18 protein-coding genes are annotated in these 19,578 nt (G+C 61.6%); 10 read left to right on the forward strand and 8 right to left on the reverse strand.

From position 1 onward, the window contains the following. The first annotated feature begins 509 nt into the window (after positions 1 to 509). The 3 genes from ACX80M_RS19765 (at position 510) to ACX80M_RS19775 (ending at position 3,981) form a co-directional block, all read left to right on the forward strand. Positions 510 to 3,032, forward strand: coding sequence for an AMP-binding protein (locus tag ACX80M_RS19765; protein ID WP_459310243.1), 2,523 nt, complete (start codon positions 510 to 512; stop codon positions 3,030 to 3,032). Between the two features lie 65 nt (positions 3,033 to 3,097). After that, positions 3,098 to 3,544, forward strand: coding sequence for a helix-turn-helix domain-containing protein (locus tag ACX80M_RS19770; protein ID WP_252614630.1), 447 nt, complete (start codon positions 3,098 to 3,100; stop codon positions 3,542 to 3,544). Further along, entirely contained in the window at positions 3,541 to 3,981 is a 441-nt protein-coding gene (locus ACX80M_RS19775; protein WP_459310244.1) for a HepT-like ribonuclease domain-containing protein, read from the forward strand. Before ACX80M_RS19770 ends, ACX80M_RS19775 begins: the two co-directional genes overlap by 4 nt. A gap of 181 nt (positions 3,982 to 4,162) precedes the next feature. Here ACX80M_RS19775 and ACX80M_RS19780 read toward each other — a convergent pair whose 3' ends face one another. Continuing rightward, positions 4,163 to 5,137, reverse strand: a complete 975-nt coding sequence (locus ACX80M_RS19780) for a hypothetical protein (protein WP_459310245.1) — start codon at positions 5,135 to 5,137, stop codon at positions 4,163 to 4,165. A gap of 324 nt (positions 5,138 to 5,461) precedes the next feature. Between ACX80M_RS19780 and paaA the strand changes: the two genes are divergently transcribed. From paaA to galU, 7 genes are all read left to right on the forward strand, one after another. After that, positions 5,462 to 6,469, forward strand: coding sequence for a 1,2-phenylacetyl-CoA epoxidase subunit PaaA (gene paaA, locus ACX80M_RS19785; protein WP_459310246.1), 1,008 nt, complete (start codon positions 5,462 to 5,464; stop codon positions 6,467 to 6,469). Next, on the forward strand, positions 6,466 to 6,783 hold the full coding sequence (gene paaB, locus ACX80M_RS19790; protein ID WP_252598604.1) for a 1,2-phenylacetyl-CoA epoxidase subunit PaaB: 318 nt from the start codon (positions 6,466 to 6,468) through the stop codon (positions 6,781 to 6,783). Before paaA ends, paaB begins: the two co-directional genes overlap by 4 nt. After that, positions 6,780 to 7,616, forward strand: coding sequence for a 1,2-phenylacetyl-CoA epoxidase subunit PaaC (gene paaC, locus ACX80M_RS19795; RefSeq protein ID WP_459310247.1), 837 nt, complete (start codon positions 6,780 to 6,782; stop codon positions 7,614 to 7,616). The genes paaB and paaC overlap by 4 nt, the downstream gene beginning before the upstream one ends. Beyond that, positions 7,613 to 8,137 (forward strand): 1,2-phenylacetyl-CoA epoxidase subunit PaaD, encoded by a 525-nt coding sequence (gene paaD / locus ACX80M_RS19800; protein ID WP_459310248.1) that lies wholly within the window; start codon positions 7,613 to 7,615, stop codon positions 8,135 to 8,137. Before paaC ends, paaD begins: the two co-directional genes overlap by 4 nt. A 9-nt stretch (positions 8,138 to 8,146) precedes the next feature. Then, positions 8,147 to 9,388 (forward strand): 1,2-phenylacetyl-CoA epoxidase subunit PaaE, encoded by a 1,242-nt coding sequence (paaE, locus tag ACX80M_RS19805; protein ID WP_459310249.1) that lies wholly within the window; start codon positions 8,147 to 8,149, stop codon positions 9,386 to 9,388. 7 nt (positions 9,389 to 9,395) lie between these two features. Then, positions 9,396 to 10,178: an enoyl-CoA hydratase/isomerase family protein gene (locus ACX80M_RS19810; protein WP_459310250.1), complete on the forward strand. Its 783-nt coding sequence runs from the start codon at positions 9,396 to 9,398 to the stop codon at positions 10,176 to 10,178. A 105-nt stretch (positions 10,179 to 10,283) separates the two neighbouring features. Then, the gene (galU, locus tag ACX80M_RS19815) at positions 10,284 to 11,174 is read left to right on the forward strand and encodes a UTP--glucose-1-phosphate uridylyltransferase GalU (RefSeq protein WP_459310251.1); all 891 of its coding nucleotides are present in this window, start codon (positions 10,284 to 10,286) and stop codon (positions 11,172 to 11,174) included. A gap of 22 nt (positions 11,175 to 11,196) precedes the next feature. On the opposite strand, the gene ACX80M_RS19820 is transcribed toward galU, so the two are convergent. The 7 genes from ACX80M_RS19820 to ACX80M_RS19850 form a co-directional block, all read right to left on the reverse strand. Next, on the reverse strand, positions 11,197 to 11,595 hold the full coding sequence (locus ACX80M_RS19820; protein WP_459310257.1) for a VanZ family protein: 399 nt from the start codon (positions 11,593 to 11,595) through the stop codon (positions 11,197 to 11,199). 55 nt (positions 11,596 to 11,650) lie between these two features. Beyond that, on the reverse strand, positions 11,651 to 11,797 hold the full coding sequence (locus ACX80M_RS19825) for a hypothetical protein (RefSeq protein WP_459310252.1): 147 nt from the start codon (positions 11,795 to 11,797) through the stop codon (positions 11,651 to 11,653). Between the two features lie 145 nt (positions 11,798 to 11,942). Continuing rightward, the gene (locus ACX80M_RS19830; protein WP_459310253.1) at positions 11,943 to 12,557 is read right to left on the reverse strand and encodes an LPXTG cell wall anchor domain-containing protein; all 615 of its coding nucleotides are present in this window, start codon (positions 12,555 to 12,557) and stop codon (positions 11,943 to 11,945) included. A 180-nt stretch (positions 12,558 to 12,737) separates the two neighbouring features. Next, complete coding sequence (locus ACX80M_RS19835; RefSeq protein ID WP_459310254.1) at positions 12,738 to 14,489, reverse strand: DUF4012 domain-containing protein; 1,752 nt, start codon at positions 14,487 to 14,489, stop codon at positions 12,738 to 12,740. A gap of 101 nt (positions 14,490 to 14,590) precedes the next feature. After that, positions 14,591 to 15,904, reverse strand: coding sequence for a UDP-glucose dehydrogenase family protein (locus tag ACX80M_RS19840; protein ID WP_459310255.1), 1,314 nt, complete (start codon positions 15,902 to 15,904; stop codon positions 14,591 to 14,593). A gap of 44 nt (positions 15,905 to 15,948) precedes the next feature. Next, positions 15,949 to 17,385: a sugar transferase gene (locus tag ACX80M_RS19845; RefSeq protein WP_459310256.1), complete on the reverse strand. Its 1,437-nt coding sequence runs from the start codon at positions 17,383 to 17,385 to the stop codon at positions 15,949 to 15,951. A gap of 289 nt (positions 17,386 to 17,674) precedes the next feature. Next, complete coding sequence (locus ACX80M_RS19850) at positions 17,675 to 19,129, reverse strand: tyrosine-protein kinase domain-containing protein (protein WP_459310258.1); 1,455 nt, start codon at positions 19,127 to 19,129, stop codon at positions 17,675 to 17,677. Between the last annotated feature and the right edge of the window lie 449 nt (positions 19,130 to 19,578).

The following is a 19,578-nucleotide window of genomic DNA, read 5'->3' on the forward strand; positions in this document are numbered from 1 at the left end:
AAACGCTACGTCTGCCGCGAAATTCATCCCATCCTCATCAAGATCCAACAAGGCCACGAAACCCTCCAAAACGCCGCTTGACAACCATAGGAGCATCGAAATCATGACGCCTCGATGAGCAATTCCCATCCCGCCGGAACCGGGCCCTCTTGAACTTATCCAGGCCGATAATTTAGTACCTGCCGCGCGCCGGTCGTGGCGACGCGCAAACGGTCTGGCGCTACGCAAACGCGCCGGGGACCCCCGAATACGGGTGTCGACAGCGCGGGTGCGCGTCCTAAGGGAATGTGCGCGTCGTGGAGGAAGTGGGGAGGAACGTCCGACGGCGGCACTCGGCGAGGGTGCCGACGTCGTACGTCCCCGGTGGTCGAGCCTGTCGAGACCCCGGCATTACGCCAGCGGCTGGAGAAATACGGCATATTTTAGTTTCTTAATTCACCAGGGCTCGGTGTAAAGTTTCGGAGTTAGGCTCCCCTAATCTCTCCGAAGACACCTATGGACCCCATGCTATGAGCACCCAACTTGACCTTCAACGCCTGTCGTTTGCCGCGAACCTCGCGGACAACGGTGACAGGACTGCCATTGCCACCAGCAACGGGGTCCTGACGTATCGGGAACTGGCCGACCGTGTTGAGGAGCTGGGCCGGCGCCTCGGTACCGAACGACGCCTGGTGGCACTGACGGCCGGTAACGATGTTGACTCATTGGTGGGGTACTTGGCGGCCATGGCGGCCGGTCATCCGCTGATCCTCCTGCCCGCGGACAAGCCTGCCGCCCTGGAGTCCCTGGTCGAGGCCTATGATCCGGACGTTATCCTGAGTTCGGCGAACGGCCGGACAGTGCTGGAGGAGCGGCGGCCTGGCACCGTACACTCTCTGCACCCGGACCTGGCCCTTCTGTTGAGCACCTCAGGTTCCACCGGTTCACCCAAGCTTGTGCGGCTGTCCTATGAAAACCTCCAGGCGAACGCAGAGTCCATCGCGGAATACCTCGGCATCACGGAGTATGACCGGGCAATGACCACGCTGCCCATGTCCTACTGCTATGGACTGTCAGTGATCAACAGCCACCTGCTGCGCGGTGCCAGCCTGGTCCTGACGGATCTGTCCGTGGTGGACCCCTGCTTCTGGGATCTGTTCCGCAGCGAGGGTGCCACATCGTTCGCAGCCGTTCCCTACACCTTCGAGTTGCTCGAGCGGGTGGGGTTCGCCGCGATGAATCTGCCCACGCTCAGGTATGTGACCCAGGCTGGCGGCAGGCTCGGCCCTGACCTGGTCCGGCGCTACGCCGGACTGGGCGCAAGGAGCGGCTGGGATCTCTATGTGATGTACGGCCAGACGGAGGCCACCGCACGCATGGCATACCTCCCGCCCCGGCTGGCAGGTACGTCGCCAGGGGCCATCGGAATCCCTGTCCCCGGCGGCGCCTTCCGGATAGACCCGGTCCCCGGACTGGAGCATGGGGAGCTGGTCTATTCCGGGCCCAACGTGATGCTGGGTTACGCCCAGACGCCGGAGGACCTCGGCCTCGGACGGACGGTGGATGAACTCCGCACCGGCGACCTGGCGCGCAAGAACGCTGACGGACTGTACGAGGTCGTGGGAAGGCGCAGCCGGTTCGTCAAGATCGTCGGCCTCCGCGTCGACCTTGGACAAGTGGAACGGATCCTTGCCGACCTTGGTATTCAGGCCGCGAGCGCCGGCACGGACCAGGGACTTGTCGTCGCCGTCGAGGGTGAACACGACCCGGCGCTGCTGGGCAAGCTCCTCGCCCAGGGCATAGGCCTGCCCCGAGCTGCCCTGGAAGTCCACGCGGTGCCGGAGCTCCCGCGTCTGGCGTCCGGCAAGCTGGACTACCCGGCCGTCCTGACGCTCGCCAAACCCACAGGTCAAGGCGCGCCATCCAGCGCGAACTCCGGAGCTAAGCCGCAGGACAGTGTGGTGCGGATTTTTGAAGACACGCTGGAGCTGACGGACATTTCCGACGACGACACGTTCGTTTCGCTCGGCGGGGACTCTCTTTCGTATGTGGCAGCGTCCGTGCGGCTTGAGCAGGCATTGGGGCATCTGCCCCCGGACTGGCACATCACCCCGGTGGGAGTGCTGGGGGCCCGCCGTGAACAGCCGCGGCCGCGGAAACGCCGCCTGTTCGCCCGGCTTGAAACCAGCATCGTGCTGCGGGCGGTCTCCATTTTCCTGATCGTCAGCACCCACATCGGATTCCTGCACTGGCAGGGTGCCGCCCACGTGCTCATGGCAGTGGCGGGGTTCAACTTCGCCCGGTTCCAGCTCTCCGGGGAACGTGTGCCGCGGCTGCGGAAACAAGCCGCCAGCCTGGCCAGGGTCATCATCCCCAGCATGGCCTTCATCGGCTTCGCCTACCTGATCACCGACAGATACAGCCTGGCGAATATCTTCCTCCTCAACGCCATCATCGGACCCGAAGAGGTGACCACCCGGTCGCATTTCTGGTTCATCGAGGTGCTCGTCTACCTGCTGGTCAGCATGACGGCGTTGCTCGCCCTGCCCTGGGTCAGCCGGGCCGAAAAGCGCTTCCCGTTCCTTTTTCCGCTGGTACTCCTCGCCGCCGGACTCCTTACACGCTATGAGCTTTTTGAGCCGGGAATTCCGCACACACCGCCCATATTCTGGCTTTTCGCGCTGGGATGGGCGGTTGCCCGGGCCCGTCACATCCTTCAGCGCTGCACCGTGAGCCTGGTGGCCGCTTTGACCATCCCGGGGTTCTTCGACAACCCCGCCCGTGAACTGACTGTCCTGGCCGGGATACTCCTGCTCCTGTGGCTGCCCAGCATTCCCGTCCCGGCCGGGCTCCGGCGCCTCACCGTTCTGCTGGCCAGCGCGTCCCTGAACATCTATCTGGTGCATTGGCTGGTCTACCCGCTGGTAGTTGAGCTCAGCCCCGCCCTCGCCGTCGTGGCCTCACTGGCCGCAGGCTCGGCGTACTGGGCACTCTGCAGCTATGCGCCAACGGTTATCGGCCGTGCCAAGAGCCGGATCCTGTCCGACCGGTGAGCCGGGTTGGCCCTCCTGCCCAGATGCTCCCCGCCAGACTTATATCGCCCCGATATACTTGACCTATGACCAGCGAGATCGCCGCGAAGAGGGTTCGTGCCGGGCTGAGCCAGAAACGGCTAGCAGAGCTCTCGCATGTGAGCCAGCCAAATCTCTCGGCATATGAATCCGGGAAGCGCATCCCCCGGCCCGAAACCCTTGACAGGATCATGAAAGTATTGAGGCGCCGGCCATCGGAGATCCTCGCTGAACACCGCGGCGAGACACTGGCGATCGCCCACAGATACAAAGCACATAATGTCCGCGTTTTCGGGTCGTTGGCAAGGGGCGAGGACACGCCGGAATCCGATGTCGATCTTCTGGTTGACCTCGAACCGGGCGCCACGCTTTTCGACCTGTCCGGCTTCCGCCTGGACATGATTGATCTGCTCGGCGTGGAAGTGGACATCGTCCCATCGGGTTCAGGGGGCCCTATCATGGAGCGCATCCTCAGCGAAGCAGTCCCCCTGTGAGCGGGCACCCCGAAGATGTCTCCGTGGGCGGCCAGTTCGCGCCCCGTGAGCAGACGGATCCGACCTTCTCGCTCGCAACGGCACCGAAGGGCAGGGTCCTCCAGCTGATCGGAGACATGGAGGTGCGGCTGGGCTGGGCGCAGCAGATCGTGGATGAAGGTGAGCCTGCCTTCAACGATCCGGGAAATTGGCGGTCGCGCGAGGCAATGAAGTCCATCCTCATTGACCTGAACACTGCCGCGGATCGGATCCCCGAACCGGTACGCGAGCAGTACCCCGCGATACCGTGGCGTCAGATGGGCGGCCTCCGGAATGTGCTCTCACACGATTACGCGGCCATTCTCAACGACACCGTGTGGCAAACGGCGGCCCGCAGTCTGCCGGAGCTCAGGGCACAGCTTGCCCACATACGAGCCGACGTCGAACGCTGGCCCTAGGCTGTCACCCTTCAATCCGGGACGCTCCTGCCCGGTTGCTCTCCAAAAACCGCCGAACCGATCTTGCTTATACGCAATATCGTGATTCACGTTGCATGTGTGCGACAGCGTGGAGGTTGCGTGGCGCTGCTCATATGCCCTGTCGCTACCGGAATACCGGTAGCGACAGGGCGTGTGCGCGTCATAGGGTCTTTCGCGCGTCGAGTTCCGCAGAACGCGCACGACGGCGGGGCACGCCGGCCGCTGCCAGCATGCCTTCCAGCTTCCCCGGCTCCTTTAGATCGGCCCAGTCCCACCTCACCACGTTGAATCCCGTGGCCCGGATTCTGTTCTCGCGCTTCTTTTCCTCCACCACCACCTGCGATACTGTTCGGCCCTTGAGGAACTCCGGTTTGACGTACTTCTCCACGCCATCGAATTCTCCCACCACCTTGGCCAGCTTCCAGTAGAAGTCGGCATAGCCCACAAGCCCGTCCTTGTCGTGGATGGCTTGCTGCAGGACCGGCGTTTCGAAACCGGCAACCTGGATCAGCGCGCGGCTGTAGGACTCTCCCGCCGAACCGGACATTGGATCCGCGAAAGCCAAGGCGGCCAGTATCCTTCGCCCGGCCGCCGCCGAGTAGTTCGCGCCGATGCCCGTCACCAACTCATCCTTGGTCAGGGCCCTCAGTCGCAGAGCGCGGTCCGGTTTCAGCACGTGGTCCAACGGGGTGGCCGCCTCCGTAAACGGCGTAAACGCGGCCAGATCCAGCACAGTGCGGAGGCGGCCGGTGACGAGCAGGCCCTCCCGCTGGACCACTGTCAGACCCGCCGGATCAGCGAAGTGGCGAGCAACCCCGGCACGGGACCGGCCGCCGTCGTTCTTCATCGTCAGGGCGTGGACAGGATGGTGCAGGCCAATGGTGGGAATGCTCCAGACGGACGCGGCGGAATGTCGGGCAAACACAGTAGGACGTTCGAAGGTTTCCGCCGCCGCGCTGATGCGGAGCCGGTACTGGTCCCAGGGCTTCAGTCGATTCCACGCGGGGCCGTCGGTGTAGACGCCGTGCCGGATCCGGACAAGCGAGCCGGCCTTGACACCCTTGGCAAGGTCCTTGGCGGTCAGTCCGTGCTGGATGCGGTCGCGGGCCAAAAGGAGCGGTGGAAGGTCGGTCATGTACCGAAGATGCCAGTTGCGCGCCCTGTGCGACAGATCAGGCTGCCGCCATGTGGAAAACCCCCTGCGCCACCGTCGACGCGCACGATCGCGATCGACCCGCATCCGCTCTGACGCTCACGGAATACGGGCCGCGTCAGGGAATGTGCGCGTCGACAAGGAACGTGCGCGTCGCCGCGGCCCGGTGGTCGAGCTCGTCGAGACCCGGTTTCGGCGAGTTCAACCACCGGGCCCCTCCTTGACGCCCTCCGCGCCCTGCGCATATCCTGAACGAACGGTCGGTAAATAAATCGAACCAATCCAGGCAGGTGCATAGGAGCAACCATGGAAGCCAACGCCCCGCGTAACGCGGACCGCCAAGCCGCGGACAGCCAGGCCAAGGACCGCCAAGACGCGGACGGTCAGGCCAACTTTGACCGCGTGATCGCCGAGGACTCCCGCATTGAACCAAAAGACTGGATGCCGGACGCCTACCGCAAGACCCTCCTGCGCCAGATTTCCCAGCACGCCCACTCGGAGATCATCGGGATGCAGCCGGAAGCCAACTGGATTTCCCGCGCCCCGAGTCTGAAGCGCAAGGCCATCCTGATGGCCAAGGTCCAGGACGAGGCCGGCCACGGGCTCTACCTGTACTCGGCCGCCGAAACGCTCGGTCAAACAAGAGACAAGATGATGGCCGATCTCATCGCCGGCAAGGCCCGCTACTCCAGCATCTTCAACTACCCGGCCCTGACCTGGGCGGACATGGGTGCCATCGGCTGGCTGGTGGACGGCGCCGCCATCTGCAACCAGGTGCCGCTGTGCCGCGCCTCCTACGGCCCCTACGGCCGCGCCATGGTGCGCGTCTGCAAGGAAGAGTCGTTCCACCAGCGGCAGGGCTTCGAGATCCTGCTGGAACTCGCCCACGGCACCCCGGAGCAGAAGCGGATGGCCCAGGACGCCGTGAACCGCTGGTACGCCCCGGCGCTGATGATGTTCGGCCCGCCGGACGACGATTCGCCCAACTCCCGCCAGTCCATGGCCTGGAACATCAAGCGCTTCAGCAACGACGAACTCCGCAGCCGCTTCGTGGGAATGATGGTGGAGCAGGTCCGCGTGCTGGGCCTCACCCTCCCGGACAGCGAGATCCGCTTCAACGAGGACACCAAAAAGTGGGAGCACGGCCCGCTGGATTGGAACGAGTTCCACGAAGTCCTCGCCGGCCGCGGCCCCTGCAACGCCCAGCGCCTGGAGCGCCGGAGGGAAGCGCACGACGACGGCGCCTGGGTCCGCGAGGCAGCCGCGGCGTATGCAGCAAAACAGTCACTGAAGACAAAGGAATACGCAGCATGAGCGAGACACAAGGCCCGGAGGCAACCACCGACCGCAACGCCTGGGGCCTGTGGGAGGTCTTTGTCCGGTCAAGCCGCGGACTGTCCCACGTCCACGCCGGGTCCCTGCACGCGCCGGACGCCGCCATGGCCCTGCGCAACGCCCGCGACCTCTACACCCGCCGCAACGAGGGTGTGTCCATCTGGGTGGTCCCGGCCGACGCCATCGCAGCCAGCGATCCCGACTCCAAGGGTTCGTTCTTCGAATCCCCGCAGGGCAAGGACTACCGGCATGCCACGTACTACACCAAGAGCGAAGGGGTGAAGCACCTGTGAGCAACGAGTCCGCCACCCGCATCACGCCCGGCAACGCCCTCCGCCCGGAGGACATCGCCCTGGAAGTCCGCACCGGCCTGGCGAAGCCCACCGAGGACGTGGCCGAGTACGCGCTGCGCCTGGGGGACGACGGCCTGATCCTCGCGCAGCGCCTTGGCCACTGGATCTCCCGAGGCCCCGAGCTGGAGGAGGACGTGGCACTGGGCAACATCGCCCTGGACCAACTGGGCCACGCCCGGAGCTTCCTCACGTACGCGGGCGGCGCCTGGGACAAAACCGAGGACGAGCTGGCGTACTTCCGGCGCGAGCACGAGTTCCGGTCGGCCGCCATCTTTGAGCAGCCCAACGGCGACTTCGCGGCCACCATCGCCCGGCAGTTCGTGGTGAGCTACTACCAGTTCGAGCTGTACCGCAGGCTCACCCAGTCGAGCGACGCCACCCTGGCCGCCATCGCCGCCAAGGCCGTGAAGGAAGTGGACTACCACCGGGACCACAGCGCCCAGTGGGTCCTCCGCCTGGCCGGCGGCACCGAGGAATCCCGCGCCCGGATGATCCAAGGCCTGAAGCAGATGTGGCCCTACGTCGCCGAGCTCTTCCAGGACGACGAGCTGACCACACGCCTGGCTGAAACGGGCGCCGCCGTCGAGCCTTCAACGCTGAAAGCCGACTTTGACCGGCTCACCGGCGAAGTCCTCAAAGAAGCCGAACTGGAGGTGCCGGATGTGCCGGCTGCCCCTGGCGGCGGGCGGCATGGCCGGCACTCCGAGCACCTGGGCTACGTCCTCGCGGAGATGCAAGTGCTGGCGCGCGAGTACCCCGGAGCAAGCTGGTGACCGCCGTGGCCACCGCTGCGCAGGAGCAGACACAACAGCAGCAGGCGTGGGACATCGCCGCCACGGTCTGCGATCCGGAAATTCCCGTGCTCACTATCGAGGACCTGGGGATCCTCCGCGACGTGCAGGTCACGGCGGAACACAGCGTGCGCGTCACCATCACGCCCACGTACTCGGGCTGCCCGGCCATGGACGCCATCCGCGACGACCTGAAGGCAGCCTTCGCCAGGGAGGGCTACAAAGCCACAGAGGTGGACCTGGTGCTCGCACCGGCCTGGACCACGGACTGGATGACGGACGCCGGGAAGGCGAAGCTGCAGGAGTACGGCATCGCGCCGCCGTCGGGCATGGCAGCGGCAGGAGGCCATCACGGCCCCATCAGGCTCAAAATGGCCGTCAAATGCCCCCAGTGCTCCAGCCTGAACACCAAGGAGCTCACCCGGTTCGGCTCCACGTCCTGCAAGGCGCTGTACGTCTGCAAGGACTGCCTGGAACCGTTCGACTACTTCAAAGTCCTGTAAGGAAGCCCCATGCCTGTTGTGCGCCAGACCGCCGCCGAATCGGCGCTAGCCAGCGGCCGCCGTCGTCCGTCCTTCCACACCCTGACCGTCAATGAGGTGCGCCGGCTGACCGAGGACGCCATCGAGGTGACCTTCGGCGTCCCCCAAGAGCTCGCCGGCCAGTTCGACTACCTGCCCGGCCAGTACGTGGCCCTGCGCACCACGCTGCAGGATGAGAACGGCGAGCAGCATGAGGTGCGCCGCAGCTACTCCATCTGCGCCGAGCCGCGCAGCTTCCCGGACGGCAGCAGCGAGATCCGGGTGGCTGTGAAGCAGGACCTGGGCGGGCTGTTCTCCTCCTGGGCCAACGCGGAGCTGAAGGCGGGGGACACCCTGGACGTCATGAGCCCCATGGGCGCGTTTGTGTCCAAGCACGGCCGCGACGGCAAGGCCGTGGAGCAGAACGTCATGAACTCCATGAACCACCCGGAGGAGCTCGCGGGGGAGGCCGCCTCCCAGGAGCCGGGCACGTTTGTGGCCATCGCGGCGGGGAGCGGCATCACCCCGGTGATCGCCATCGCCCGGACACTGCTGGCGGCCAACCCGGAGACGCGCTTTGACCTGATCTACGCCAACAAGGCCGCCATGGACGTGATGTTCCTGGAGGAGCTGGCGGACCTGAAGGACAAGTACCCGCAGCGGCTGGCCATCCACCACGTGCTGTCGCGCGAGCAGCGGATCGCGCCGCTGCTGTCCGGAAGGATCGACGCCGGGAAGCTCCAGCAGCTGCTGGGCACCGCCATCCACGCCGACGATGTGGACGAGTGGTTCCTGTGCGGGCCGTTCGAGCTGGTGCAGCTGTGCCGGGACACCCTGGCCGAGCGCGGGGTGAAGCCGGAGCACGTGCGGTTCGAACTGTTCACGAGCGGGAAGCCGGACCGCCCGGAGGGCCACGCAGGCCGCCCCGTGGTGGTGGACGAATCCCAAGAGACGTACAAGATCACGTTCAAGCTGGACGGCCTGCAGGGCGAGGTGGCCAGCCCCACGCACGCCCGCGAATCGATCCTGAACGCCGCGCTGCGGGTCCGCGCGGATGTGCCGTTCGCGTGCGCCGGGGGAGTGTGCGGCACCTGCCGCGCCAAACTGGTCACCGGCACCGTGACCATGGACGAAAACTACGCGCTGGAGCAGGATGAACTGGACAAGGGGTACGTCCTGACCTGCCAGAGCCACCCCACCAGCAAAGACGTAACAGTCGACTTCGACGTGTAAGGAACCCATGATCTCCCTCTCCATCGCAAACAACGTCGCCGAAGTGGTCCTGGACGCGCCCCACAAGCTGAACTCGCTCGACGAGCAGGCTCTCGCTGATTTAACACAGGCGTACGACGACGCCGCTGCCGCTGCCTCGCGCGGTGAGGTGCGGGCACTGCTGCTCAGGGGAGAGGGCCGCGCCTTCTGCGCGGGCCGGGACATCCAGAACGTCACGCCGGAGACGGACGACGCCGAGGCGTACCTGGCCGGGCTGGTGCAGCCGCTGCTGAAGAAGATGAGCGCGTTCCCGGCTCCGACGTTCGCCGCTGCCCAGGGCGCGTGCCTGGGGGTGGGGCTGGGCCTGTTGCTGGCCACGGACGTGGTGTACGTGGCGGAGAACGCCAAGTTCGGCTCGCCGTTCGCCAAGCTGGGAGCAACCCTGGATTCGGGCGGGCACTGGTACTTCACCGAGCGGCTGGGCATGCACCGGACGCTGGACCTGATCTACACGGCAGAACTCATGTCCGGCAGCGAGGCCGTGGCGCAAGGGATGTTCAGCCGGGCGATGCCGGCGGATGAACTTTTGGCTAATGCCCGGGAAATTGTGACGAAGGTTGCCGCCGGGGCTACGGGTGCCTTCACGGCGAGCAAAGAGCTGGTGGCGCACATCCGCGACCAGCGGCTGGGCCTGTGGGACGCCATGGCCGAGGAAAACGCCGAGCAGGCCCGCCTCTGCAAGAGTGCAGACTACGCCGAGGGCTTCCGTGCATTCCAGGAGAAGCGGGCGCCTGTCTTCGACGGCCGGTGATTGAGCGAGGAGCCGGTGGTCGAGCTTGTCGAGGCCAAAGGCCCGGTGATTGAGCCTGTCGAAATCAATTGCACTTTTTTGCCAACGATTTTGTAAGGTTCACCTATGACAATGGGGAAATCTATTACTAAAGCCGTCATTCCTGCTGCCGGCCTGGGGACTCGTTTCCTGCCCGCCACTAAGGCGATGCCGAAGGAAATGTTGCCGGTGGTTGACCGCCCGGCCATCCAGTACGTCGTGGAGGAAGCCGTCAAGGCCGGCCTCGACGACATTTTGATGATCACGGGGCGTAGTAAGCGCGCCCTTGAGGACCACTTCGACCGTGAACCCGGCTTGGAGCGCGCGCTGGAGCTGAAGGGCGATCAGGGTCGCCTGGACTTGGTCCACGAGGCATCCGACCTTGGTCCTATCCACTACGTCCGCCAAGGCGAAGCCAAGGGTCTGGGCCACGCGGTGCTGTGCGCCAGCCAGCATGTAGGCAACGAACCGTTCGCCGTCCTCCTGGGCGACGACCTCATCGACGAGGCCGAGACCCTGCTGTCCACCATGATGGAGGTGCAGCAGAAGACGGGCGGTTCCGTCATCGCCCTGATCGAGGTGGATCCCTCAGAGATAAGCGCCTACGGCTGCGCGGACATCGCCGCCATTGAGGGCGAGGACTTCGTCCGGGTGAACAGCCTGGTGGAGAAACCGGCTGCAGACGAAGCGCCTTCAAACCTGGCCGTCATCGGCCGTTACGTGCTTCACCCGTCGGTCTTCGGCGTTCTGGAGAACACCGAGCCCGGCCGCGGCGGCGAGATCCAGCTGACGGATGCCCTCCAGACACTGGCGGCCGGTGAGGGCGAAGGCTCGGGCGTGTACGGCGTGGTCTTCAAAGGCCGCCGTTACGATACCGGCGACAAGCTGAGCTACCTGAAGGCAGTCATCACGCTGGCTTCCGAGCGCGTGGAATTCGGAGATGACCTGAAGACTTGGCTTAAGGCCTTTGTTGGCTAGCTATTGACGCTTCTGTGACGCTCTACAGGCCTGCCGCTGACCAGCGGCGGGCCTGCAGGCGTTTAAGGGCCGCAGCGACCAGGAGAGCGCCAATTACGGCCCCTCCAGTGTTTGTGACAATATCCAGCGCACTTGCAAACCGATTGTGAAGAAACAGCAGCTGGCCCAGTTCAATGCAGCCCGAGATAATCAATCCAAGAATTCCGAGCTGCCACAGGCGTTTTTTCGGATATGCCAGGGCCGCAACTGCGCCGAACGGAATGAAAAGCGCTACATTGGCGGCTGCTTCGACGAATTGGTAATTGAACCAGGCGGGAATTCCGTTTGTGTGGAGGAATCTCAGGACGCTGGCGAGCTGGCTCTGCACGGGTTGATCGACTGGGCTGGGCCAGAAAGCAACGAGAGCCAGCGGCAGGAACATGGCCACGAGGACAGCGCGCCAAAGCCTCGGAGTGGGTGGGAGCCTCAATGGACCCTCAGGTGGTTCTCAGCAGGGCCAGGGCAGCCATTCCCAGCGCGGCCAGGGCCAGCAGCATGAGCAGTACATAGGGCATTGCCTGCGGGCGGGGGAGTGGGGCGGACAGATCCCACTGCCACGGTGTCTTGCGCCAATGTCTCCCCATAGGTCAAATAGATACCACAGGGCCGGTGCCTGCGTCTGCCTACTCGATGGTTGAGTCCGTCGAGCATTAAATGCCAAAGGGTGGGTGGTTCTCCGGGAAACCGGAGAACCACCCACCCTCTTTGGTGTTTTGGAAGGTGCAGCTGTTAGGCAGCAACCTCGTTCTTGGCGCGGCGGCGTACAACAACCACGGAGGCTGCGCCGGCGGCCAGTGCGCCTGCGCCCACCAGAGTCCAGAGGATGAGACCCGAGTCAGCACCGGTGTTGGCAAGGCCAGCTCCGGTGTTCGCGAGTGCAGCGCCGCCACCGGTGTTGGAGAGCGGGGCGCCGTTGCTGGCGAAGCTTGGGTCCACAACAACCGTGACGGGGCCAACTGTGTTACCGCTGGTGTTGCCCGTGGCGGTGACGAGGTAGGTGCCAGCCTCGCGGATGGTGATCGGAACCGAGAAGTTGCCCTGAGCGTCCGCCTGAGCGGCCAGAGTCTGCGCTTCAGTGAAAACGCTGATCTTTCCTACAACTGACGTGCCACCGAAGGTGGCGCCGGAAGCTGCGGGCGGGTTGCCCGGAGTTACGCGGATGGTGAGTGATTCCCCAGCGAAGGGACCACGGCCACGGAAGACGAACTGCTCGCCCGGGCCAACGGTGCCGTCAGAAACTGCTGCCTGCGGCGGGATGGGCGGGTAGTTGGCGGCGGTGGCCGGCGCAGTGCCGACGAGCGCCAGAGATCCTGCAAGTGCGAGTGCTGCGAGCGTTTTTTTCATTTTTGTCCCCCCGGAGACGTTTAAGTTTTGATGTACCCGAATTGAGGAGGTTTCCTCTCCGCACGAGACCGGTGCAGAAATCCCGGATAGATATCCCACAACGACGTTACCATCCACCTTGAGCAAGGAGCAATCTCAATCCAGTCGGTTTACATAGTGTTAACGCGTTGTCTATAACTGTTACTCACATGTAGGAATTTCTGTGGGCAAGATCACATCATTGACCGCCTGGACAGTCGGAGTGACAACGACGTTAGGTTCCGTATGTTGCACAATCTTCCCGAAAGTGAACTCCACTGTTTTGCTTTCGCCCGGCGCTAGTCTGATAGCCATGAGACCCACAGGCCTGCCGCTGTGGACGAACGGAGCAAAGTCGGTCCGCTCTCCGTCCAATTTCGCCGTCTCTGCGTTGGCTTGAACGGGCCCATAGGCCGCAATATTCGTTTGGACAGAACCCGGGGGTACTCCGAAGATGCCGTCACCGGTTACGTAGCGCGGGAGTGAGGTGACCGAAATGGCCGGGACGGAGTTGGTACTCGTGATGCGCACGGTTGTTTGCTCGTAACCGTCCTTGGAACATTCCTTTATTAGTTGGACTGTCCGCTTGACGTAGTAGTCCATCTTCGCGCCAGTGCCGTCGTTGAAGTAAACACCGAACTGGGCGGGGGAAACGCTGGGTCCAGAAATGGAACCGCTCAGGGCGTACTTTGCTATGACGGATTGTTCGGCGGACGACCCGGACCAGACCAATACACGGCCCTCGGCCGTCCCGCGCGTTAGCCCGTCGATTAGGCCCCTTGAGTTTCCTTTGCCGTCGGCCAACGCTGTAAAAATCTCTTGTGCCACGCCGGCGAAGTATGCATCTTGGAGGCTAGGCTGTTCGATTTTGGCGTAAACGTCAGACAGCAAAGTTTGGACGACATTTTTACCGGTCAACTCAGTAGGCAAGCCCACGGCCGCCAGGGCCACCAGCTCCGGCTGCCTGACGTTCACGGGGCCTGTGGCATCCAGAATGTAGCTCAGTGCGACGGGATCGATGGAAATTACGCCGTCAACACGCTGACCGGTCTTCCGCTCCCACATAGTCTGAGCCGTGCTGGCTGCCGTTGGAAAGTCGGGTGTGAGGTTCACGTCCTGCATGAACTTGCCGACGCGCGTGGAGTAGATGTGTTGCTGCTCCAGGTCAATCGGCACGATCGGCGACATCACCCCCACTGCGCCGGCGCTGCTCTGAGCCCCGAGCGTCAGCTTTCCCTTGTCGAGACTCAGGACAGCGAGTGCACCGGGTATGCCGCCGGAAGCCCGAGACTCGGCATTGTTTTGGATGATGAGGAGGTAATTGCGTGGACCCACTGCACCGAGCATGCCCGGCGCAATGTTCGACGCGTTAGCGGCCGCATCGAGGGCTCCAGTTACTTCGTTCAACTGGTCTCTTGCGCGAGTCAATGGGTCCGCCACTTGAGGATACAGGTTGCTGGCATCAATCTGATTGAGCCTATCCGCTGACAGCCGAACAGCATGCGCAGCTGCCGAGATGCTTGGCGAGGCTTCCTCCAACGGTGCGAGATCGGTACCTGAGCTGCTGGGGAGCAGCGCTTCCCAATCAAGGGAACTATAAACACTCACGAGCGGTTCCAGTCCGAGCGAGGCCACATCGTCGGCTGAACGCGCTACCTCGGCCACCGCAATGAAGTTTGCGCCGACGCCGGGCAAGCTTGAAGCTAACTTCCAGAGAGGGGCGTTCGCAGCCTCTTCCGCTGCGGCGGTGTGGGCTCGAAGTTTTTCGACTGTGGCAGCCGCGTCGCTGGGGTTGTCAGCGGAGATTGCTTCTTTCAAAGGCGGGATCAAGAGTGTCGCCGCGTTGAGCTCGGACTCAATTGCCGATCCCTTGTTTGCCAGCCAGGCCGCTCCCATTACGGTGATGATCGCCAAGGCGCACAAGGAAGCCAAAGAGATTAGAAGTGGCCGGCGACTGCCTTTCCGGCGAGAGCTTGAAGGACTCCGAGTGCTTGAACCGTGATTCTTAGTCATCGTCAGGGTCGCCCCAAGCCGCGGTAAGTCCACCCGGCCGCACGCCATTTTTCGGCGTTGAGGACATTCCGGCCATCGAGGACCCGGGGCTGTGACATCGATCCCGCCAACTCATATGGATCTAAGTCGCGATACTCCTGCCACTCTGTTAGCAGGAGCAACGCATCGGCATCGAGGACCGCCGTCACGGCGTCAACTTCGTAGTGGAGTTCTGGGAAGCGACCTGCTGCGTTAGCGAGAGCCTTGGGGTCGGTCACCGTCACGATTGCTCCTTGAAGTTGGAGCTGCGCTGCGATACTAAGGGCGGGGGAGTCGCGCACATCATCGCTTTCAGGTTTGAAAGCCGCGCCGAGGACGGTGATCCGCATGCCTAGAAGTGCTCCGCCACATAGTTCGCGAGTTATTTCGACAACCCGCGAACGCCGTCGCATATTGATAGCATCTACTTCTCGGAGAAATGTTAGGGCTTGATCGGCACCGAGCTCACCTGCCCGTGCCATGAATGCGCGGATATCCTTCGGCAAGCATCCACCGCCGAAACCGATCCCCGCATTCAGAAACTTCCGTCCAATGCGGTCGTCCAAGCCTATGGCATCAGCCAAACGTGTCACGTCGGCCCCCGCAGCCTCGCAGAGGTCCGCCATCGCGTTTATGAAGGAAATTTTTGTGGCAAGAAAAGAATTCGCCGCCGTCTTTACAAGTTCTGCGGTCGCATGGTCCATAACCAATCGCGGGGTACCAGTAGCCAACTGGGTTGCGTATATCTCGTCTAGCATGGCCACGGCGGCGTGATCCTCTGAACCGCCCGGTACGCCGTATACAATTCTGTCCGGATGAAGTGTGTCCGAGATTGCATGCCCCTCACGAAGAAATTCGGGATTCCATACTAAATGGGCTGCGGGTTCTTGCGTCTCCAACAGATCGGACAAGCGCGACGCGGTACCGACAGGCACTGTTGATTTTCCTACGATAATGTTTCCTGGCGAAACATATGGCAGCAATGCTGTCGTCGCAGCGTCGACGTAGGAGAGGTCTGCGCCTCCTTCGCCCATTTTTTGCGGCGTCCCGACACAAATGAAGTGGGCATCGCATGTCTCGACGGCAGATAGATCCGTTGTAAAGTTTAGGCGCCCGGTTTCTTGAACGTCTCTCAGCAGATCTTCAAGGCCGGGTTCGTAGAAGGGGGCACGCGAGGCAGACAGTTCGTTGATTCTCCGTTCATCCACATCTACAGCCACGACTTCGTGCCCGAGCTTCGCCATGCATGCGGCGTGAACGGCCCCGAGATAGCCGCAGCCGATAACGGAAATTCGCATTATTTTGGGTCCTTCTCCAGGGTGTGTGTCTTTGACATGAGCTGTTAGTACGCACCCGTGCTGTGCAAAACAGCACGCACTGTGCGAAGGATGATAATCAGGTCACCGGCCAAGGACCAGTTTTCCACGTAATACAGATCGAGGCGCACCGAGTCTTGCCACGAAAGATTCGACCGTCCGCTCACCTGCCAGAGTCCAGTGAGCCCCGGTTTCACCAACAAGCGCCTTCTAACGTCATGCTCGTAAGCTTCAACCTCACGGGGAAGAGGAGGCCGAGGGCCGACAAGGCTCATTGAACCTGAAAAAATGTTGAAGAGCTGTGGTAATTCGTCCAGGCTGTACTTGCGCAAAAACGCGCCCACCCTTGTAACGCGTGGATCGTCCCGGAGTTTGAAAAGTACGCCGGAGCCTTCATTACGGTTCGACAGGGCGGCCAACAAATCTTCGGCATCAGACACCATCGATCGGAATTTAAGCATCCGGAATACTTTGCCTTCGATGCCGACGCGTTCTTGTTTGAAGAGAACAGCACCCCCGCTGTCCAACTTCACCATCACAGCGACTGCCAGCATCAAGGGCGATGCGAATGCGATCAGGAGACCGGAAACCACGACATCGAAGAGTCGCTTTGCAACCCGTTGCCCGCCCTCCAGTGTCGGTGTCGTTACATGAATTAGCGGTAGCCCCGACACCTGTTGAGTGTGAATTCGAGGACCCGCGATGTCGGTTAACGCGGGAGCCATGATCAAACCTACGTTTCGCGCAGCCAATTCCCATCCGAGATGACGAAGAGTTTGGGGATGCAACTGAACCCCAGCCGAAATTGCCACAGCGTCGGCTGTGCATCGCCCGATGGCGTCCAAAATTGAGGGCGTGTCAGCAGCTCGTCCTAGTATCGGCAGGCCAGATTCCGGCTCTATCTCGACCGTGTCGACGACTCCAGGCGTGTATGCGGCGACGGGCAGATAGCCCGACTCTCTGGACCTCTGCAGCGAAAACGCCAGATGAGCGACTGCGCTGGGGCCTCCAATAAGAAGAAGACGGGACATGCTCTTGCCGCCAAGTCGCTCCACATTCAGATGTTGTCTGAGAAGCCATCGTGCAGTCAGTAGCCCGATCAAGCCGACGGGCAAGGCGAAACCTACAAAACCGCGAGCAGTGTCCATGCGTAGGACGTACGAAAAGATAGCTATCAAACCAAAAAGCCAAAGTGAAGCAGCCGCAACGCGCTTATACTCATCGGCACCTGCTCCGAGAATACGACTATGGCGACTGTTCCAAGCACCAAGCATGAGCCACCAAACGACGATCAGGAAGAGTGACAGCACGAAATATGCGGCCTGCTCGTTGACGTCCGAGAAATCTGCTTCTATTCCAAAGCGTGTAATGTACGCACCCAGCACCGCCCAAGAAATCACAAAAGCATCACAGGCCTGCAATAAGCGGGAAGTTCGAACACGCCAATCCTCGGATGCCCCCAACGCGGTCGCCCCTTTCCCGTTAACGAGCTTCGGTAAAACCTGATGAGCCCTGAAATTATTATTTGTCGATAACGATGGGTGTCTGCTACCGATTCGCTGTCATGCCATGCGACGGGCCATCCAATTGTAGTAAATGGCTTCCATTTGACTGTATGCATTGCAGGGATTGAACCGAGCCCAGATCGGATCAACGCCATCAGATTCGATAGCTAACCCAGAACCAAATTGGCAGGAAATTGATGTTCAGATGCCTTGCCTCATGGCCAAACGATTGTAACGAAACTAGCCATCAATGCTGGCCAAATGTTCGTTCGCTTCTGACAGTTGGTTCCCTGTACACGATGGAGTCAAAATCTAGCGAAGTGGAGGTTGAATCGGTCGCGGGAGCGTCAGACATGACATTGCCTTCTTTTAATTCTGTCGACTCGTGGCTGTAGTAGCTGTACGAATAGGCATCGGAACCCTTCGTCGGAAGGAGGTTCAGGACGACGCCCAACAGATTGGCATTAACCATCTCCAAAGCAGCCAGTGACTTTTGTAAGTCGGGTGCCTTGACTTTTGAGGAGCCCACGACGAGAACGACTCCGCCAACCTGCTGTGCCAGAACAGCTGCGTCCGTGACAGGGAGGAGCGGTGGAGCATCGATAACGACAGCGTCGAATGTCTGCTCGAGGCGACTCAAAAGATTCTTCATCGCTTCAGAGCCCAGTAGCTCACTCGGATTGGGCGGTATCTGCCCGGACGTGAGGACGTAGAGCTGGTGCTCCCCCCAAGGCTGCAGAAGTTCGTCCACATCTGCTTGGCCGATCAACGCAGTCGTTAGTCCCGCATTTCGCTCCAGGCCTAGGTACTCACTCACTCGAGGTCGACGGAGATCGGCCTCGATCAAAGCAACCGTTTGGCCTGCCTGTGCCATGGCAATCGCCAGATTTGTGGCGGTCGTGCTCTTACCTTCGCCAGGCAATGAAGATGTTATCAAGACCGTCTTCGAATTTTGGCTGACATGTGCAAACTGTAGATTCGTTCGAACCTGCCTGAAGGATTCAGCCCTCGGACTCTGAGCCGGGGCTTGTGTTATCAATGGCTTTTTCGTGGCGTCGATGTCAAATGAAATGCCGCCAAGGAGTGGTGCGGACGTGAGCCTCCGTAGATCTGTTTCGCCGCGCACCTTGGTGTCCAGGACAGTGCGAAGCGCAGCGAGGCCTAGGCCCAAGGAGAAACCGATCAACCCGCCAAGGGCTACGTTTAGCCGTGTGTTTGGCGCCGAGGGTTCATCCGGGGCAACGGCAGGGGTAACAACCGATAGCTTCACCGGTGAAGAACCTCCCTGTGCCGGGCTTTCTAGATCACTCACAGTTTTCACTAAACTGTTGCCCACAGCCTGAGCAATGGCGGCTGCCTGAACAGGCGATGAATCTGATGCTGCAATTGTGATGATTACGGTCTTGAGGTCGGCACTTGCTTTTACTTTCGCCGCCAAGTCAGCAGCTGACACGTCTAGCCCAAGACTTGAGATTGCCGGCTGGAGTACAGCTGGTGTTCCGACTGTCTCGACATACGACTGCATCCGAGCCTGGCTAAACGTATTGCCTTGCTGGAGGTCGGACGCCGACCCCGAGCTTTGGATTGCTACAAACAATCTAGTTTGCGCGGTGTAAGTGGGCTCGATTAATAGTGAAGCCCCGCCCGAGCCAAAGATTCCCAACAGGCCACAGGCGACTATCAGCATCCAATTTCGCCGCATAATTCGCACGTAGTCGCTCAGATCCAACTTCGATACCTCTCGTTTTGGCCGGATCGCTTGACGAGGTCAAACTCGGACTCCGATGAGCCAACAGTTATGTAAGGACGACCTATGCGTAAAACCCGACGGGTTGGGGTAATGCTACCCGCTTCGAAGGGTCACCAAACAACAGCCAGATGTCGAAAACCAGGGATCAGGTCCTAAGTTTCGCTGTCGGCCACCGCCAGCAGACCGTGTTGGGCTGGATGGATGACTTGGAACCAGAATCGCCTGAACTCAGTTGATCACAGTGCGAGCTTGTCAGCTAAAAAGCTAATTCGGGCCTGCCGTCCCTCCGCGTCGTCATCTGTTAACGCCAACCGAAAATGGGGCCAATAGCGCCAATTGAAAACGGGGCCACGGGGTTGTGGTTCTATTGTGCCGTACTGGCGGCGGGTTGGTGTTTTTTG

The organism is Pseudarthrobacter sp. MDT1-22, from assembly GCF_054511035.1.

Coding starts and splice junctions, on each gene's coding strand:
- ACX80M_RS19765 (WP_459310243.1), top strand. CDS start 510: ATGAGCACCCAACTTGACCTTCAACGCCTGTCGTTTGCCGCGAACCTC.
- ACX80M_RS19770 (WP_252614630.1), top strand. CDS start 3,098: ATGACCAGCGAGATCGCCGCGAAGAGGGTTCGTGCCGGGCTGAGCCAG.
- ACX80M_RS19780 (WP_459310245.1), bottom strand. CDS start 5,137: ATGACCGACCTTCCACCGCTCCTTTTGGCCCGCGACCGCATCCAGCAC.
- paaA (WP_459310246.1), top strand. CDS start 5,462: ATGGAAGCCAACGCCCCGCGTAACGCGGACCGCCAAGCCGCGGACAGC.
- paaB (WP_252598604.1), top strand. CDS start 6,466: ATGAGCGAGACACAAGGCCCGGAGGCAACCACCGACCGCAACGCCTGG.
- paaE (WP_459310249.1), top strand. CDS start 8,147: ATGCCTGTTGTGCGCCAGACCGCCGCCGAATCGGCGCTAGCCAGCGGC.
- ACX80M_RS19810 (WP_459310250.1), top strand. CDS start 9,396: ATGATCTCCCTCTCCATCGCAAACAACGTCGCCGAAGTGGTCCTGGAC.
- galU (WP_459310251.1), top strand. CDS start 10,284: ATGACAATGGGGAAATCTATTACTAAAGCCGTCATTCCTGCTGCCGGC.
- ACX80M_RS19820 (WP_459310257.1), bottom strand. CDS start 11,595: ATGTTCCTGCCGCTGGCTCTCGTTGCTTTCTGGCCCAGCCCAGTCGAT.
- ACX80M_RS19825 (WP_459310252.1), bottom strand. CDS start 11,797: ATGGGGAGACATTGGCGCAAGACACCGTGGCAGTGGGATCTGTCCGCC.
- ACX80M_RS19830 (WP_459310253.1), bottom strand. CDS start 12,557: ATGAAAAAAACGCTCGCAGCACTCGCACTTGCAGGATCTCTGGCGCTC.
- ACX80M_RS19840 (WP_459310255.1), bottom strand. CDS start 15,904: ATGCGAATTTCCGTTATCGGCTGCGGCTATCTCGGGGCCGTTCACGCC.
- ACX80M_RS19850 (WP_459310258.1), bottom strand. CDS start 19,129: ATGCGGCGAAATTGGATGCTGATAGTCGCCTGTGGCCTGTTGGGAATC.